General features: G+C 61.0%; 15 protein-coding genes. 7 read left to right on the forward strand and 8 right to left on the reverse strand.

Translation table 11 applies throughout. The annotated features are described in order from the left end of the window. Positions 1-8 precede the first annotated feature (8 nt). The 4 genes from KW403_RS18595 to KW403_RS18610 all read right to left on the reverse strand — a co-directional run bounded on the left by KW403_RS18595 (position 9) and on the right by KW403_RS18610 (position 4,304). The gene (locus KW403_RS18595; RefSeq protein ID WP_223022862.1) at positions 9-848 is read right to left on the reverse strand and encodes an ABC transporter permease; all 840 of its coding nucleotides are present in this window, start codon (positions 846-848) and stop codon (positions 9-11) included. Then, positions 848-1,816, reverse strand: coding sequence for an ABC transporter permease (locus tag KW403_RS18600; protein WP_007007294.1), 969 nt, complete (start codon positions 1,814-1,816; stop codon positions 848-850). The genes KW403_RS18595 and KW403_RS18600 overlap by 1 nt, the downstream gene beginning before the upstream one ends. A 75-nt stretch (positions 1,817-1,891) precedes the next feature. Then, positions 1,892-3,439: an ABC transporter substrate-binding protein gene (locus tag KW403_RS18605; RefSeq protein WP_223022733.1), complete on the reverse strand. Its 1,548-nt coding sequence runs from the start codon at positions 3,437-3,439 to the stop codon at positions 1,892-1,894. Between the two features lie 85 nt (positions 3,440-3,524). Next, positions 3,525-4,304, reverse strand: coding sequence for a class II aldolase/adducin family protein (locus tag KW403_RS18610; RefSeq protein ID WP_223022734.1), 780 nt, complete (start codon positions 4,302-4,304; stop codon positions 3,525-3,527). Between the two features lie 222 nt (positions 4,305-4,526). On the opposite strand from KW403_RS18610, the gene KW403_RS18615 reads away from it, so the two are divergent. Continuing rightward, positions 4,527-5,201: a GntR family transcriptional regulator gene (locus KW403_RS18615; protein ID WP_223022735.1), complete on the forward strand. Its 675-nt coding sequence runs from the start codon at positions 4,527-4,529 to the stop codon at positions 5,199-5,201. A gap of 25 nt (positions 5,202-5,226) precedes the next feature. Here the strand turns inward: KW403_RS18615 and KW403_RS18620 are convergent, their stop codons facing one another. The 3 genes from KW403_RS18620 to KW403_RS18630 all read right to left on the reverse strand — a co-directional run bounded on the left by KW403_RS18620 (position 5,227) and on the right by KW403_RS18630 (position 10,109). Then, the gene (locus tag KW403_RS18620; protein ID WP_223022736.1) at positions 5,227-5,637 is read right to left on the reverse strand and encodes a DUF4168 domain-containing protein; all 411 of its coding nucleotides are present in this window, start codon (positions 5,635-5,637) and stop codon (positions 5,227-5,229) included. A 183-nt stretch (positions 5,638-5,820) separates the two neighbouring features. Beyond that, positions 5,821-8,910 (reverse strand): efflux RND transporter permease subunit, encoded by a 3,090-nt coding sequence (locus tag KW403_RS18625; RefSeq protein ID WP_223022737.1) that lies wholly within the window; start codon positions 8,908-8,910, stop codon positions 5,821-5,823. Beyond that, a complete protein-coding gene (locus KW403_RS18630; RefSeq protein WP_223022738.1) occupies positions 8,907-10,109 on the reverse strand; it encodes an efflux RND transporter periplasmic adaptor subunit in 1,203 nt (400 codons plus the stop codon). Before KW403_RS18630 ends, KW403_RS18625 begins: the two co-directional genes overlap by 4 nt. 169 nt (positions 10,110-10,278) lie before the next feature. Between KW403_RS18630 and KW403_RS18635 the strand changes: the two genes are divergently transcribed. Continuing rightward, a complete protein-coding gene (locus tag KW403_RS18635; protein ID WP_223022739.1) occupies positions 10,279-10,839 on the forward strand; it encodes a TetR/AcrR family transcriptional regulator in 561 nt (186 codons plus the stop codon). Positions 10,840-10,845: 6 nt separating this feature from the next. On the opposite strand, the gene KW403_RS18640 is transcribed toward KW403_RS18635, so the two are convergent. Beyond that, on the reverse strand, positions 10,846-11,898 hold the full coding sequence (locus KW403_RS18640) for a LacI family transcriptional regulator (RefSeq protein WP_223022740.1): 1,053 nt from the start codon (positions 11,896-11,898) through the stop codon (positions 10,846-10,848). 249 nt (positions 11,899-12,147) lie between these two features. Here KW403_RS18640 and KW403_RS18645 point away from each other — a divergent pair, with 249 nt between their 5' ends. The 5 genes from KW403_RS18645 to KW403_RS18665 all read left to right on the forward strand — a co-directional run bounded on the left by KW403_RS18645 (position 12,148) and on the right by KW403_RS18665 (position 16,704). Beyond that, positions 12,148-13,404: an ABC transporter substrate-binding protein gene (locus KW403_RS18645; RefSeq protein ID WP_223022741.1), complete on the forward strand. Its 1,257-nt coding sequence runs from the start codon at positions 12,148-12,150 to the stop codon at positions 13,402-13,404. Between the two features lie 127 nt (positions 13,405-13,531). Next, entirely contained in the window at positions 13,532-14,410 is an 879-nt protein-coding gene (locus KW403_RS18650; RefSeq protein ID WP_223022742.1) for a carbohydrate ABC transporter permease, read from the forward strand. Beyond that, a complete protein-coding gene (locus KW403_RS18655) occupies positions 14,407-15,285 on the forward strand; it encodes a carbohydrate ABC transporter permease (RefSeq protein ID WP_223022743.1) in 879 nt (292 codons plus the stop codon). The genes KW403_RS18650 and KW403_RS18655 overlap by 4 nt, the downstream gene beginning before the upstream one ends. 4 nt (positions 15,286-15,289) lie before the next feature. Then, the gene (locus KW403_RS18660; protein WP_223022744.1) at positions 15,290-16,405 is read left to right on the forward strand and encodes an ABC transporter ATP-binding protein; all 1,116 of its coding nucleotides are present in this window, start codon (positions 15,290-15,292) and stop codon (positions 16,403-16,405) included. 83 nt (positions 16,406-16,488) lie between these two features. Then, positions 16,489-16,704 carry a DUF4287 domain-containing protein gene (locus tag KW403_RS18665; RefSeq protein ID WP_223022745.1) on the forward strand — a complete coding sequence of 72 codons (216 nt, stop codon included), beginning with the start codon at positions 16,489-16,491 and terminating at the stop codon, positions 16,702-16,704. Position 16,705: the final 1 nt, after the last annotated feature.

Below are 16,705 nucleotides of genomic sequence, written 5' to 3' on the forward strand. Positions count from 1 at the left end.
GCGCCCTCCTATTTGCCGCGCCGCGCAAGGCGCGGGTTGAGCGCATCGTTCAGCCCTTCGCCGATCAGGTTCAGCGCCAGAACGGTGAGTAGAATGGCAACGCCGGGGAAGAAGGAAAGCCACCAGGCCTGCCGGATCACCGTTCGCGCCGCGCCGATCATGTAGCCCCACGACATGAGGTTGGGGTCGCCGAGCCCAAGGAAGGAGAGCGAGGATTCCAAAAGGATCGCCGTTGCCACCATCAGCGAGGCAAGCACGATGATGGGCGAGATCGTGTTGGGCAGAACCTGCCGCAGAATGATCGTCAGGCTCGTCTGGCCCGAAAGGATCGCCGCTTCCACATATTCACGCGAGCGCAGCGAAAGCACCTCGCCGCGCACGAGGCGGGCGACGGGCGGCCAGCTCACGATGGCGATTGCCGCAATGATCGATTCGATCGAGGGCTGGAAGATCGCCACCAGAACGATGGCGAGCGCAAAGCTCGGCACGGTCTGGAAGAACTCGGTAAAGCGCATCAGCGCGTCGTCCACCCAACCGCCGAAATAGCCGGCCAGCGCACCGATGGGGATGCCGATCAAAAGGGCGGCGACTGTCGAGACGAGACCGACCAGAAGCGAGACCTGCGCCCCATAGGCAAGGCCGGAGATCACGTCTCGGCCAAGCGCGTCGGTGCCCAGCGGATACTGATCCATGGAAAACGGCGGCAGGAAGGGCCGCTGCACCATGCGCCACGGCGATTGCGGAAAGATCAGCGGCGCAAGCAGCGCAACAAGAACCACGATGGCGAGGATCGCAAGGCCGATCACGGCGCCACGATTGCGGGAGAAGCGTTTCCAGAAATCAGCCATCATGCCACCCGGATTCTTGGGTCAACGAACCGATAGAGAATGTCGGTGATAAGGTTGAACAGGAGCACCATGGCGGCGGACACGAAGAACACGCCAAGAAGCAGATTGTAGTCGCGCTGGGCGAGCGCCTCGAACATCAGACGCCCGATGCCCGGCCACGCGAAAACGGTCTCCGTCAGCACCGCGCCGCCCACGAGCTGGCCCGCCTGAAGGCCGGCCAGCGTCACCACCGGCAGCATGGCATTGCGGAAAATGTGGCGGCGCTGGATGATGCCGGGTTTCAGCCCCTTGGCCCGCGCCGTCTTGACGAAATCGAGCTGGCTGACTTCGAGCATGGAGGCCCGCGTCATGCGCATATAGACCGCCATGAAGAAGAGGCCGAGCGTGGTGGCCGGCAGGATCAGATGCTGGCCGATGTCGAGCGCGCGGCGAAAGCCCGTGTAGTTCGCCCCCACCGTCTCATAGCCGAAACCCGGCAGCCAGTTGAAATAGACGGAGAACAGAAGCACCGCCATCAGTGCTGCCCAGTAAAGCGGCGTGGCGTAGAAGAGCAGCGCCAGGGTGGAGATCGCCGTGTCCGACCATTTGCCCACCCGCGCGGAGGCTAGAACACCGGCCAGCGTGCCGAGCAGCAGCGAGATGACGAAGGCCGTCATGGTCAGGAGCAGCGTGGCGGGCAGCCGGTCGAGGATCAGGTCGGCCACCGGCATTTGCTGGCGATAGGAAAAGCCGAGATCGAACTGCAGCACGCCCTTGAGGTAAATCCCGAGCTGGGTCAGCAGCGGTTTGTCCAGGCCGAATTGCTCGCGAAGCTGCGCGATGAACTTCGCGTCGGCGGCCCCCGCCTCGCCTGCCATCACCGCGGCGGGGTCGCCGGGCGCGGCATGGATCAGGAAGAAGTTGAGCGTCAGGATGGCAATCAGGATGATTGCCGCCTTGCCCAGTCGCATGAGTATGAAGCGTAGCATCGGGCCCCTGCAGGATCAGAACCAAGGCAGGGATGCGCGGGATATTTGCCCGCGCATCCGGGTCAGGCTGTTGGCCTATTTTTCGATATAGGCGTCCTTGAAGCCGTCATTCACGCCGATGGCCGTGGTGACGAGATCCTTCACATTGCAGCGATAGATGGTCGGGAAACCGAGTTCGAGCAGCCATGCCACCGGCACGTCATCCACCAGTTTCTGTTGCACTTCGGTGTAGAGCTTCTGGCGCTCTTCCGCCGTCACCGCCACCGCGGCCTTGGCAAAGAGATCGTCGACCTCCTTGTTGTCGTAGCCTTCCACATTGTTCCACTGCGAGCCCTTGGCAATGTTCGTGGAAATGTAGGTGCGGGCCACGCCCAGCGCCGGATCGCCATACTGGTAGAGATAGGTGAAGGCCATGTCGTAGTCCCACTCGGCCAGCTTCTGGTTCCAGCCGGCCACATCGGTGGAGACGATCTCGACATTGATGCCCACTTCACCGAGATTCTGCTTCACGGCCTCGGCCCAGCGCTGCCAGGTCTCGCCATAGGGCAGCGGCAGCAGGCGCACGGTCTCGCCGTCATAGCCCATCTCTTCGAGCAGGGCCTTCGCCTTCTCCGGGTCGTAGTCGTATGCGGTCACGTCGTCGGTGAAGAAGCGCGTCGACGAGGAAACCGGGCCTTTGGCAACCTTGCCGAGGCCGTTCCACAGCGCATCGCGGGCGAAATTGCGGTCCATGGCGTACATCACCGCCTGGCGGAAGCGCTTGTCGGCGGTCGGGCCTTCGCGATTGTTGAGCCACATCCACGAGAGCGGGCCGAAATATTCCCAGCCCTTGTCGGTCACGCAGGTGTTGTCCATCTCGGTGATCCGCTGGACGTCGAAATTCTCCACCGAGCCGCCGGGCAGGATGTCCACCACGCCCGTCTCATAGGCAACCGCGCGCGAAGCCGCATCCGGGATCACGTGCCAGTAGATCTCGTCGAGATAGGGTTTGCCGTCTTCATAATAATCCTCGAACTTGGTGAGCAGGATGTGCGAACCCTTCACCCATTCGGTGAACTTGAACGGACCGGTGCCGATCGGCGTGTTGTTGGCCGGATTGTTCTTGTAATCCGTGCCTTCATAGATGTGCTTGGGCACCATCGGCATCGTGCCGGCCTCGAAAATGCCGAGGAAGGGGCCGAAGGGCTGTTTCAGCTGGAAGACGACCGTGGTGTCGTCGGGCGCGGTGATGGAGTCCACGTGCTCCAGCGAGGTGCGCAGGCGCGCATGGGTCTCTCGCAGGAAGACATCGGCGGAAAACACCACGTCGGCAGAGGTGAACGGCTCGCCGTCATGCCATTTGACATTGTCATGCAGCTTGAACGTATAAGTCAGGCCGTCTTCCGAAACTTCCCAGGACTTTGCGAGCTGCGGCACGGGCTGCAGCTTCTCGTCGTAGCGCAGCAGGCTTTCATAGATCTGGCCCGCGACCATCTGTGTCGGGCCGTTCTGCACCAGACCCATCATCAGGCTTGGCGGTTCGGGCTGGATCACGACATTGGCGCGCCCGCCCGAGACGGGCTCTGCATGGAGCGCCGTCGACACCAGCATGGCGGCGGCAAGTGTGGTCAGTCGTTTCAGCATGGCTTTCGTTCCCCTTGTTGTTCGCCCGGCGAAAGATCGTTCTCCCTTGATCCTGCCGGACAATTGGCTTTGCTTCAGTTCGGTCTCACTCCACGAGATCGGGATAGTGCTTGATGGCGAGGCGCTGGAAGGCCTCCCATTGCGGGTCGGGCTTGTTGCCGGTGTGGTGGGTGTCCCAACCCTCATATTGGCGCGCCGTTTTCTCGGCCAGGTCCTCGGAAATGCGGATCTGCCTGCCGCCCGACGACATGATGGCGAGCTGCGCGCGGCAGGCACGCTCCATGTTGAACATCAGCGCGAAGGCCTCGCCCACCGTGCGCCCGCAGGTCAGAAGCCCGTGATTTCGCAGGATCATGACATTCCGGTCGCCGAGATCGGCCACAAGCCGCTCGCGCTCGCCCAGATCCAGCGCAATGCCCTCATAATCGTGGAAGGCGAGGCGGTTGTGAAACTGCAGCGACCACTGGTTCAGCGGCAGGATGCCCTCCTCCATGGAGGAAATGGCAACGCCCGCCACCGTGTGGGTGTGCAAAACGCAATGCACATCGGGCCGGGCGGCATGGACGGCGCTGTGGATGGTGAAGCCGGCCTTGTTGATCCCGGCGCCATGATTGTCGCGCAGGATGTCGCCATTGATATCGACGGTGACGAGGCTCGATGCCGTCACCTCGTCGAAGCGCAGACCGAACGGGTTGATCAGGAAGGCGTGTTCACCCTCCTCCGCCGGTGCGCGGGCCGAGATATGCGTGAAGATGCTGTCGTCCAGATGATAATGCGCGATCAGCCGATAGGCCGCTGCCAGTTCGACCCGTTCGCGCGGCTGACCGGCATCGGCAGAGGTCACCGGTTGGGATTGCACGTTCATCAACATCTCCCTTGCGCCAACCGTTTTTCCTGAAACGGTGCTCGTCTCATTTTGCGCAGCTCCCCTCAGAGCTGTCTGTTGAAAGACAGGCAAGCACAGCGCCGACGGACTGTCAATTGTCGACAATCGGCATTCTGACTGTCATAGTGGTTCGGCACCTGCTTTGTTGCGACGGTTGAATATGTGCCAGAGTGCTTGAGGGAATGGCTTGGGAACGATTCGGTGAGCGTGTTTTCGGAAGTGTCCACGATGGATCTGGTGACGCAGATCGCCCGGCAGATCACCGAGGCGATTGTCACGGGGCATCTGAAGCCTGGAGAACGGCTGACGGAACTTCAGCTGTCACGCCAGTTCGGCACCAGCCGCGCGCCTGTTCGCGAGGCGGCCAGGCTTCTGGAAAGCCAGGGTCTTGTCACCTTCTCCCCGCGCCGAGGTTTTTTCGTACGCACCTTCAGCGCCACCGAGATGCGCGACATCTACGAATTGCGCATTGGTCTTGAACTGCACGCGGCCAGTCTTGCGGTGGAGCGGGCAACCGACGCCGACATTGCGGCTTTGGAGACGCAACTCGGCCGCTTGTACGGCACCGCAGGTCAGGCTTCGATCGAGACACAGATTTTCGAGGATTTTGCTTTCCACCGCATGCTCTGCAAGGCAAGCGGGAATGCCCGTCTCCTGCGCGTCTATGACGAGCTGGCGACCGAAATGCGCGCCGGCATCACGCTGATCGGCAAGATCTATGACGATCCGCAGCGCATGGCAGAGACCCATGAGCCCATCATGCAGGCCGTGCGGAAGCGCGATGGCGAAGAGTTGCGCGGCGCGCTGAGCTATCACATTGCCGTGGCCCGGGATGCCGTGGTGGCGCTGTTCGAGGAACTGGAAAAGGGCGCCTGACTGCGCCCCTTTCCATGAGATCGCATCAATTCTGCGTCTTGGCGGCTTCGCCGATCATGCCGTTCAGTTTCTGGGCCAGAGCCTCGTCGGTCTGGGCTGTCTGGATGATCTGGTTGTACTCATCCACCGAGATCCCATCCGTCTGATCGACGGCCTGCTCCATCTGCTTGGTCGCTTCGACCTGCACCTGCTGTTTTTCATCGTCGGAAGGCGCCTGGCGGAAGCGCTCGGTATATTGCTCCTTCACGTCGCTGACCGCGAGAAAGGCGACCGTGAAGGCCTCCAGCTTCTGGTCGTCGAACGATTGGGTTTGCGCCTGCGGTGCCGGTGACGGCGAGGGAACGGCGTCCTGGGCCAGTGCCGGTGAAAGCATCGCCGCGCTGGCGCTTACGGCAACCGCGGTTGCGGCCATGCGCAATCTGTTGCGTAGTATCATGAGGAACTCCTTCCTTTCGGGTTTCGAAATGCCCGACCCCGGGTTCATCCCGGGTGCCACACTCATGATGAATGTGGCGAGAAGGGAGAAAGTGTCATCCGGCCACGATCAAATCGGATTGCCGGGAAAAACATATTATGACCGCGCACGAAAAACCCCGCCGAAGCGGGGTTTCTCTGTGGTTTATTCCCCGGCCGGTGCGGCCCGCGGATGGGCGCTCGGATGATCGTCTTCCTCTTCGTGCTCCAATGTCTCCTTCGAAATGAAGGTATAGAACATGGGAACCACGAACAGGGTGAACGAGGTGCCGATGATGAGACCGGTGAAGATGACCAGACCCATCGAATAGCGCGCCGCAGCACCCGCGCCTGCCGCCATGATCAGCGGCACGACGCCGAGCGCCATGGCAGCCGTGGTCATGAGGATCGGTCTCAGGCGCACCTTGGCCGAGGCAACAATCGCCTCGAAGCGCGACATGCCGTGCTCCTCGCGCTGCTGATTGGCGAACTCGACCATCAGGATGCCGTGCTTGGTGATCAGGCCTATGAGCGTGATCAGACCCACCTGAGTATAGATGTTCAGCGTCGACAGACCCAGATTGAGCGGCAGGATCGCGCCGAAGATCGATAGTGGCACCGTCATCATGATGATGAGCGGGTCACGGAAGCTCTCGAACTGTGCCGCGAGCACCAGATAGATCACCACCACGGCGAGCGTGAAGGCGATCAGGATCGTGTTGCCCTGCTCCACTTCAAGGCGCGACTGGCCCGAATACTCGATGAAAAAGCCATCGGGTATCGTGTTGCGGGCAATATCCTCGATCACGGCAAGGCCGTCGCCCGTCGAAACACCGGGCACCGGCAGGGCCGAGATCGTTGCCGAGTTCAACTGGTTGAACTGCTCGATCGCTGCCGCGGAAACATCCGTCGACACGGTGATGACCGCCGAAAGCGGCACCATCTCGCCCGTGGCACTGCGCACGAAGAAATCGCCCAGCCGTTCGGGATTCTCACGATATTCCTGCGGCACCTGCATGATGATGTCGTAGCTGTTCGAATCGCGATCGAACTGCGCGATGGAGCCGCTGCCGACAAGCAGGCTGAGTGTCGTGCCCACATCGGAGACAGGAAGATTGAGGGCTGCCGCCCGGTCCCGGTCCACTGTAACCACAACCTGCTGCGCGTTATAGGCGAGCGAGTTCTGGACCACGATGAATCGGCCGGAAGCCTGCGCTTCTTCCTTGATCTGCTCGGCCACTTCGAACACACGCGCCGACTGGCTGGTCGACTGGACGACGAGAGAGATAGGCAGGCCGCCACCTGCGCCGGGCAGCGAAGGCGGCGCGAAGACGAGCGCCTGGACACCGGCGACCTTGGAAAGCCGCGCCTGGATATCCTGCTGGATTTCCGATTGCGACCTTTCGCGATCGGCCCAGTCCTTGAAGGCCCAGAGCGCGATGCCCGAATTGGTCTGTCCGCCAAAGCCGACAATGGAGAAGTTCGCCTTCAGTTCCGGCAGGTCCTTTGTCAATTCACGCATCTGCGATGTGTAGAGCGTCGTGTAGTCGGTCGTCGCATAGGATGGCGCGGTGACGAGCGAGAAGAGCGCGCCCCCGTCTTCTTCCGGCGCCAGCTCACTCGACGTGTTCATGAACATGAACCCGGTGAGACCGAGCAGCACCAGTACCATCAACAGGGTGACCGGCCGGTATTTCAGCGATCCGCTCACCAGTCTTTCATACAGATTGGCAAGCCTCTCGAACGTCGTGTCGACGATCACCTGGAATCGGCTGTGATTGCCTGCCTTGAGGATGCGGGCCGACATCATCGGCGTGATGGTAAGCGCGACGACACCGGAAATCACCACGGCGCCGGCGAGCGTCATGGCGAATTCGCGGAAGAGCGAACCCGTCAATCCGCCTGTAAACGCCAGCGGCGCGAACACCGCTGCCAGCGTGATCGTCATCGCGACAACTGGGCCGGTGATTTCCTTCATGCCGACAAAGGCTGCCTTGCGCGGCGAAAGCCCTTCCTCGATGTGGCGGTGAATGTTCTCCACCACCACGATGGCATCATCCACCACGAGGCCGATCGCCAGAACCATGGCAAGCAGCGACAGAAGGTTGATCGAATAACCGAGCGCGAACAGGACGAAACAAACGCCGATCAGCGAAAGCGGGATCGTCACGATCGGCATCAGCACCGAGCGGAAGGAGCCAAGGAACAGAAGGATGATGACGATAACGATCAACACCGCTTCCATGATGGTCTTGAAGACCTCCTCGATGGAGGCGCTGATGGACTCGGTGGCGTCGTAAAGGACCTCGATGCTCATGCCCTCGGGCAGGCTCGACTGGATTTCCGGCAGTTCCGCGGTCACGGCGCCGGCCATGTCGAGCGGGTTTGCGCCCGGTGTCGGGAAAACACCGATGAACGTGCCCGGCTGACCGTTGAAGCTGACGACCATGTCGGTGCTCTCGGCAGCCAGCTCGATTTCGGCCACGTCGCGCAGCCGCACCACATCATCGCCCGTTGCCTTCAGCGGGAGAGCGCCAAAGGCTTCCGGGGTCTGAAGTGTGGATTCCATCGAGATCGCATAGGCGACATATTCGTTTTCCGTATTGCCGGGAGCGGCGAGGAAGTTTGACGCCTTGATGCCGGCCAGCGCTTCGGCTGCCGTCAGCCCGCGCGCGGCCAGCCGAACCGGGTCGATCCACACGCGCATGGAATAATTGGCCGCGCCGATGATTTCCACCTCGGCGACGCCAGGAATGGTCGACATGCGCGGACGAATGACGCGTTCGATATATTCGGTGAGCTGCTCGCTCGACATGTTCGGATTCTGCATCGCCAGATACATGGTGGCGAATTGCATGCCCGTGCCCTTGACGATGGTGGGGTCCTTGGCATCGGTGGGCAGTTCGCTGCGCACCTGCTGTACCTTCGACATGACCTCGGTCAAAGCCACGTCGGGGTCGGAACCCAGGCGCATCTGCACGCTCACGGAGCTGGCCGACGGCCGGCTCTGAGAGGTGACGTAATCGACATTCTCAGTGGTCGCCACGGCACGGGCAATGGGAGCCGTGATGAAACCCTGGATCAGATCGGCACTTGCACCGGGATAGACGGTCGTGACGGTGATGACCGTCTCCTCGACCTCCGGATACTGACGGACCTGCAGGTTGAAGAGACCCTGAAAGCCAAGCAGCAGGATCAGCAGGCCGAGGACGGTCGAAAGGACCGGCCTGCGGATAAAGATGTCGGAAAAACTCATTGGGCTGCCGCCTCTCCCGTCTCGGAATCATCGCCGGCCGGAGCCTGATCGGATTCAGACGCCATTGCGCCGTCGGGCGTGGACGTTGCCGGTGCACCGGGGTTGATCGTGTTGTCGATCGCGACAGGCGTGCCGTTCGAAAGCCGGTTCTGCCCGGCCGTCACGATGATGTCGCCTGGTTTGAGGCCAGAACGGATCTCGACCTGCCTGCCCGAGCGGCGGCCCACCTGAACGAACACCTGCCGTGCTTCCAGCTTCTCATCACCATCTTCGCCTTGCTCGGCGTTTTCAGGTTTGCGTGCAGCAAACACATAGTCGCCGTAAAGGCTGGTCACGACGGCTGTCTGCGGCAGCGAGATCACGCCGTCCTCTTCAGGCAGAATGACCTTCACCTGAACGAACTGGCCGGGGGTCAGCTTGCCGGAGGTGTTGTCGATGCGCGCCCGCACCGAGACAAGGCGGCTCGACGGATCGACTTTCGGATCGATACCGGTGATCTCGCCTTCAAACTCTTCGCTGTCATTGTTGAGCGAAAGGCGCACGGGCTGGCCGATCTTCAGATTGCCGAGCTGTTGTTCGGGAACGGTGAAGTCGGCGCGCATGGTTTCGATGTCCTGCAGCGTGGCGACGATCGTTCCCGGCGAGAGATATTGGCCCTTGTCGACGCGCGGAATGCCGATCGTGCCGGAGAAGGGCGCGCGCAGCTGGCGCTGCTGCAACACCGCTTCTGCGCGCTGCACCTGGGCAGCGGAGGCCTGTGCGGCCGCTTCCGCATTGTCGAGCGACACGCCCGAGCTCACGCCGCGGTTGCGCAGTTCGCGCGCACGATCGAGGGATTGCTGGTCGAGGGCGGCCTGGGTGCGCGATGCGCTGAGGTCGGCCTGCTGGATGTTGTCTTCCAGCTGAAGCAACACGTCGCCGGCATTGATCTGCTGGTTGGCCTCGAAGCGCACATCGGTGACGATGCCGGTGGTCTCCACTGTCAGATCCACACCCTGATTGGCGTTGACCGTGCCGATGGCCTCAATCGACGGGGTCCATTTCCCCTCCTCCGCCTCGACGGTCGAAACAGTGACGGTGGGAACCGGCATGTTGGCGAAGAATTGCTGGATCGCCTGATCGCGAAACATGTTGAAGCCGATTATGCCGCCCGCAACGATTGCGAGCAGGACAATGGCAATGAGAAGACGCTTGATCATGTCGTCAGACCCCGGAGGCGTTCAAATTTATATCGATTAACTTACATAAGAGTGGCGCAGATAGCGATGCTGATGCCTTCGGACAAGGTGCATCTCTATCGTGGCTTGCCAAATGTTGGCGCTCTACTGTACCGTCTGGACGGTATTGTCAAGGTTCAGGATGTCAGGAATGGTGAGGCAGAGTACCGGCGCGCGGGAGAAAATCCTCGCAGCAGCGGCCGAGATTGTCCGCGAGGCAGGTGCCGCAAGCATGTCGCTGGATGCGGTGGCCGCGCGTGCGGGGGTCTCCAAAGGGGGGCTGCTCTATCACTTTTCCAGCAAGGCGAAGCTGTTCGAGGCGCTGGTCGAGGGCTTCATCTGTGAAGAGTATGAGAAATTCGAACAGCGCAAACAGGCGCATGAAAAGAGCCCAAACGGCATTGTGCAGGCCTATATCGACCTGTTTGTCGAAGAGCGAAACAAGTGTCAGCCGCCGCCCTCCGGCCTGCTCGCCGCTCTGGCCGAGAACCCGGATTTCCTCAAGCCGGTGCAGACATACGAACGCGAGGTGCTGGACCAGATGAAGACCGGTGCAAGCGATCCGTCCCTTGCCGTCATCGCTCTTCTGGTGGTGCACGGGGTACGCGCCATGGAACTCTTGTCCATCAACGTGGTGGACAGCCAGGAAATGTCCGACATGCTGAGCGCACTGCGCGGTCTCTTGGAAGCTGGCACTTCGAAGACCGGATGAATGGGCTTATGCGGACTGGCGCGCGCCGATGGCCGCCCGGGTGCCGTGGCCGCGATCGGTGAAGCGCGGAACCGGTTCCTGCAGACATTGCAATGCGTCCGGTTTTTCGCCGGCTATCCTGCGGATCAGCAATTTTCCAAGCGTTTCGCCGGCTTCGGAGATGTCTTCGTAGACGGCATCAATGCGCGGGCGGACTTCATCGTAGAGCAGCGAGGTCTGCTTGACGACCAGATCGAAATCCTTGCCCACGGTCAGGCCCTGATCGCTCAGGGCGGCCATGATCGACAGGGCCGAAACTTCGCCGGCACACACCATGCCGTCTGGCGGGTCCGGCTGCCGCAGCCGCCAGGTCAGCCATGCGTATAAGTCGGCTGCGTCACTGTCGAGATTGACATCCCCCGGCAATTCCGACGCGACCCCGGCTCTTTCCACCGCCTCCTGAAATCCGTCAAGCAGATGACGACGGAACATGAAACGGTCCGGCGGCAGGATCAGCGCCAGCCGCCGCCGCCCCTTCGAGACAAGACGTTCGACTGCCATCCGCGCGAAGGCCGCATTGTCATAGTCGACAAAGGCGTGCTCGATCCCGAGATCCGTGCGACCATGAGAGACGAAAGGAAAATCGTTCTCCATCAGCAGCTTCACGCGCGGATCCTTTGGTTCGGTTCTTGAAAAGACGACCCCGTCGGCCATGCGGTTGCGCAGGATGTATTCGATCGGGTCCAGCGTTGGTGCTTCAGCGAAATGCGGGGTGATTACCAGATGATATTGCGTGTCGCGCAACGCGCGCGTCAGGCCGCTGATCATCGAGGTGCTGAAGCCCAGCAATTCGTCATGCGGATCGAGCACGAAGCTGATCACATTCGTGCGGCCGGTGCGCAGGTGACGCGCGGCCCGGTCCGGCTGATAACCGATCTCATGCGCGACGCGTTGAACACGCTGCCGGGTCTCGAGCGCGATCTGCGGCGCGTCGAGCAATGCGCGCGAAACGGTGGTGACGGCAAGGCCGGTCAACTCTGCAATTGTACGCAATGTGGGGCGGTCCGATCGGCGCGCCATGTCATCTCCTCCCGGTTGCCGTTGAACGGCTCTGCATGGCGCCGGATTCGCCAAAAACCGTCATTTCAATCGATATAAATTTACCCTTACAGATAGAGATACCGAAAGACGAGCAAAAATTCCCTTTGGTTTTCAATGTTTTATCTCCTCCCTTCAATCAGGCAAGAATCTGATTGACCTCCATGGGATTTATAACGTTATAAATAGATAGATCGCAAAGGAGCAAGCGATCCTATTGGGAGGATTATCATGACCATTCGCAAATTCGCCGCGCTTGCGGCGGGAACAGCCCTTCTTACCCTCGCAGCCGGCAGCAATGCCATGGCCGAAGACAGCGTTGAGGTGTTGCATTGGTGGACGTCCGGCGGTGAGGCTGCCGCGCTCAACGTTCTCAAGGAAGATCTGGAATCCAAGGGCGTCACCTGGCAGGACATGCCGGTGGCCGGTGGTGGCGGTGAGGCGGCCATGACGGCACTTCGCGCCCGCGTCACGGCAGGCAATGCGCCGACCGCCGTTCAGATGCTCGGCTTCGACATCGTTGACTGGGCCGAGCAGGACGTCGTTGCCAATCTCAACGATGTCGCCGAGGAAGAAGGCTGGGCCGATGTCGTGCCGGCAGCCCTGCAGAACTTCTCCAAATATGACGGCAACTGGATCGCCTCGCCAGTGAATGTGCACTCCACCAACTGGGTGTGGATCAACAAGGCCGCGCTCGATGCCGCTGGCGGCAAGGCGCCGGAGAGCTGGGAAGAGCTCGTCGCCGTTCTCGACAAGATGAAGGAAAACGGCATCACGCCGCTCGCCCATGGCGGTCAGCCCTGGCAGGACGCCACGGTGTTCGAGGCGGTCGTTCTCTCGCTCGGCAATGATTTCTACAAGGCCGCGCTGAACGATCTCGACCCCGAGGCGCTCGGCTCCGACAAGATGAAGGAAGCCTTCGACCGCATGGCGAAGCTGCGCACCTACGTGGACGACAACTTCTCCGGCCGTGACTGGAACCTGGCCTCGGCCATGGTCATCGAGGGCACCGGCGGCATGCAGATGATGGGCGACTGGGCCAAGGGCGAGTTCCTCAAGGCCGGCAAGAAGCCGGGCGAGGATTTCGTCTGCATCCGCTTCCCCGGAACGCAGGGCTCCGTGACCTTCAACTCCGACCAGTTCGTCATGTTCCAGGTGGGCGAAGACAAGCAGAAGGCTCAGAAGCTGATGGCTTCCGCTGTCATGAACCCCGAGTTCCAGTCCGCCTTCAATGTGGTCAAGGGCTCGGTTCCGGCCCGTACTGACGTGCCGAACGACGCGTTCGACGATTGCGGCAAGAAGGGCATGGCCGATCTTGCTGAAGCCAATGCGGGCGGTGGCCTGTTCGGCTCCATGGCCCATGGCCACGGCGCACCGGCTGCCGTGAAGAATGCGGTGAACGACGTTGTGACCCAGCATTTCAATGGCGAGCTGACGTCCGAAGAGGCCGTCGAAGAGCTTCAGAACGCCGTCGCTGCCGCGCAGTAAAAGCGGAGTGAGTGCCCGGTTCGGACTTTCCGAGCCGGGCTGATCGCTCTGGCGCATCATCGTGATCCCCTCTGCCTATGAGCCGAGGGGAAGCGATGAGCCACACCGTTGAAAACGGAAAATCAGCATGAACCGGAATCGCCTGCAGGAGATCATCCCGCGCCTGGTGCTCAGTCCGAGCATGGCGCTGATTGTGATCTTCGTCTACGCCTTCATCCTCTACACGCTTTACCTGTCCATGACGGATTCGCGCATGCTGCCGTCCTACGGGTTTGTCGGGTTCGAGAATTACGCAAAATTGTGGGATCTGCGCCACTGGTGGCGCGCGCTCACCAATCTGGCAATCTTCGGTTCACTCTACATCATCATCTGTTCGGTGCTCGGCCTTTTCCTGGCGATCCTGCTCGACCAGAAGATCCGTGGCGAAGGCTTTCTGCGGCCCATCTATCTCTATCCGATGGCGCTCTCCTTCATCGTCACCGGCACGGCGTGGAAATGGTTTCTTGATCCCGGCATCGGGCTTGAAAACACCATGCATCAATGGGGATGGACCGGCTTCGAGTTTTCGTGGATCAAGGACCGCACGCTGGCGATCTACACGGTGGTCATCGCCGCCGTCTGGCAGTCTTCCGGCTTTGTCATGGCCATGTTTCTTGCCGGCCTTCGTGGCGTCGACAGCGAGATCATCAAGGCCGCGCAGATGGATGGCGCCTCCAATGTCACCATCTATCGCCGCATCATCATTCCCATGATGCGCCCGGTCTTCCTGTCCGCGTTCGTGGTGCTCGCGCATCTGGCGATCAAGTCCTACGACCTCGTCATCGCGCTCACCGGCGGTGGGCCCGGACAGGCCACCGAACTGCCGGCCACCTTCATGTATTCCTATACATTCACCCGCAATCAGATGGGCATCGGCGCATCGTCGGCCATCATCATGCTGGTGATGATCTTCTCGATCATCATTCCCTATCTTTATTCCGAACTGAAGCCGGGGAGGCAAAGATGAGCGCCGAGAAAACCGCTGGCGTCAGCGGCAACAAGCTTGCCCGCGCCCTCCTCTATTCCGTCCTGATCGTCTTTGCGGTCTATTACCTTCTGCCGCTCTACGTGATGCTGGTCAATTCGGTGAAGCCGCTCGACGAAATCCGCCAGGGCAACATGCTGGCCCTGCCCGATGTCTTCACCTTCGAGCCGTGGGCCAAGGCGTGGTCGAGCGCGCAGGTGGGCGTACAGCCAACGGGTCTGAAGCCCTATTTCTTCAACTCCATCCTCATGGTGGTGCCGGCGGTGGCCATCTCCACCATTCTGGGCGCGCTCAATGGTTACGTGCTCACCAAGTGGCGCTTCCGGGGCGATGACATCGTCTTCGGCCTCATTCTTCTGTCGTGCTTCATCCCGTTTCAGATCGCGCTCATTCCCGCAGCGCGCATCTTGGGGCTTCTGGGCATTGCCGGCACGACACAGGGGCTGGTCTTGATCCACGTGGTTTATGGCCTCGGCTTCACCACGCTGTTCTTCCGCAATTACTATGCGGCCTTCCCCACGGAGCTGATCCGTGCGGCGCAGATTGATGGCGCCGGTTTCTTCCAGATTTTCCGGCGCATACTGCTGCCCTCCTCCGCGCCCATCATCGTGGTCACGGTCATCTGGCAGTTCACCAATATCTGGAACGACTTCCTGTTCGGTGTCTCCTTCGGCGATTTCGATTCCCAGCCGATGACGGTTGCGCTCAACAATCTCGTGTCCTCGTCGGGCGGCGTGAAGGAATACAATGTCCATTTCGCCGGCGCGATCCTCGCCGCCCTGCCCACCCTGATCGTCTACGTCGTCTCCGGACGCTATTTCGTGCGCGGCCTCATGGCCGGCGCCGTCAAAGGATAAGCCCATGGCCTTTCTCAAGATCGACAATCTCAGAAAATCCTTCGGCAAGGTGGATGTCCTGAAGGGCATCGACCTCGAAATCGAAGAGGGCGGGTTCCTGGTGCTCGTCGGCCCGTCCGGCTGCGGCAAGTCGACCCTGCTCAACACGATCGCCGGGCTGGAGCCCATCACCAGCGGTTCGATCAGCATCAATGGCAAGGTGGTCAACGATCTGCACCCCTCGCAGCGCGACATCGCCATGGTGTTCCAGTCCTATGCGCTTTATCCAAACATGACGGTGGCCGAGAATATCGGTTTCGGCATGGAGATCCGCGGCGTCGCCAAATCCGAGCGCGACGCGGCGATTGCCAAGGTTGCCGAAACGCTGCAGATCGGTGCGCTGCTCGACCGGAAGCCGAGCCAGCTTTCCGGCGGTCAGCGCCAGCGTGTCGCCATGGGTCGGGCGCTCGTGCGCGATCCGATGGTGTTCCTGTTCGACGAACCGCTCTCCAATCTCGATGCCAAGCTGCGCGTCGATATGCGCACCGAGATCAAGCGCCTGCATCAGCGGATGGGCACCACCATCGTCTACGTCACACATGACCAGATCGAGGCGATGACGCTGGCCACCAAGATCGCGGTTCTGAAGGACGGCGTTCTCCAGCAGTTCGGCACGCCGGCGGAAATCTACAACCGGCCCAACAATCTCTTCGTGGCCGATTTCATGGGTTCGCCTTCCATGAACCTCATCCCGGCAAAGGTGAAAGCCGATGGCAGCGATGTCGCCATTATCATGGAGCGTGAGGATGGCGCGCCCCTCACCCTGCCCATGGCGGGAATGAATGGCGCGCTTGCAAGTCGCAATGGCAAGGAGGTCGTGTTCGGCATCCGGCCCGAAGCGCTGACCGACCCCGACAGTGCCGACCGCAATGCCAGCCGCATCAGCGAGCTTGATTGCGAGATCGAGGTGATCGAGCCCGCCGGTTCCGACACATTCGCGGTCACCCGGCTCGGCGGGCGCGAGATCGTCGCCCGCCTGCGCGCCGATGCGCCCATCTCCGCCGGCCAGACCGCCCGCCTCGCCTTCAATCTCGACAAGGCGGTGCTGTTCGATCCGCAGACGCAAGAGCGGATCGGATAGATTTGACAGGCCTTGTCGGAAACTGGTCTCTTTGACCGTCCTGCAGATAGGCTTTGCAAATCAGGCTGCAGGAGAGAACCGCCGTGTCGGAGCAATCAAAAGTAAAAGGCCCCGCTTCCTACTTCCCGTCTATCGAAAAGACCTATGGGCAGCCAATCGATCATTGGCTGTCCATCATCGATGGAATGGTCGGCAAGAAACATATGGAGATGGTGGCGGAGCTCAAATCGGAGCATGCCCTCGGCCACGGCCATGCCAATGCGCTTGTCGCCTACCACCGGGTAAAGAGCGGGGCCTGAC

Source organism: Nitratireductor kimnyeongensis (genome assembly GCF_019891395.1).
GTDB lineage: Bacteria > Pseudomonadota > Alphaproteobacteria > Rhizobiales > Rhizobiaceae > Nitratireductor > Nitratireductor kimnyeongensis.

Coding starts and splice junctions, on each gene's coding strand:
- KW403_RS18630 (WP_223022738.1), bottom strand. CDS start 10,109: ATGATCAAGCGTCTTCTCATTGCCATTGTCCTGCTCGCAATCGTTGCG.
- KW403_RS18610 (WP_223022734.1), bottom strand. CDS start 4,304: ATGAACGTGCAATCCCAACCGGTGACCTCTGCCGATGCCGGTCAGCCG.
- KW403_RS18605 (WP_223022733.1), bottom strand. CDS start 3,439: ATGCTGAAACGACTGACCACACTTGCCGCCGCCATGCTGGTGTCGACG.
- KW403_RS18645 (WP_223022741.1), top strand. CDS start 12,148: ATGACCATTCGCAAATTCGCCGCGCTTGCGGCGGGAACAGCCCTTCTT.
- KW403_RS18595 (WP_223022862.1), bottom strand. CDS start 848: ATGGCTGATTTCTGGAAACGCTTCTCCCGCAATCGTGGCGCCGTGATC.
- KW403_RS18625 (WP_223022737.1), bottom strand. CDS start 8,910: ATGAGTTTTTCCGACATCTTTATCCGCAGGCCGGTCCTTTCGACCGTC.
- KW403_RS18620 (WP_223022736.1), bottom strand. CDS start 5,637: ATGATACTACGCAACAGATTGCGCATGGCCGCAACCGCGGTTGCCGTA.
- KW403_RS18650 (WP_223022742.1), top strand. CDS start 13,532: ATGAACCGGAATCGCCTGCAGGAGATCATCCCGCGCCTGGTGCTCAGT.
- KW403_RS18640 (WP_223022740.1), bottom strand. CDS start 11,898: ATGGCGCGCCGATCGGACCGCCCCACATTGCGTACAATTGCAGAGTTG.
- KW403_RS18655 (WP_223022743.1), top strand. CDS start 14,407: ATGAGCGCCGAGAAAACCGCTGGCGTCAGCGGCAACAAGCTTGCCCGC.
- KW403_RS18635 (WP_223022739.1), top strand. CDS start 10,279: ATGGTGAGGCAGAGTACCGGCGCGCGGGAGAAAATCCTCGCAGCAGCG.
- KW403_RS18600 (WP_007007294.1), bottom strand. CDS start 1,816: ATGCTACGCTTCATACTCATGCGACTGGGCAAGGCGGCAATCATCCTG.
- KW403_RS18660 (WP_223022744.1), top strand. CDS start 15,290: ATGGCCTTTCTCAAGATCGACAATCTCAGAAAATCCTTCGGCAAGGTG.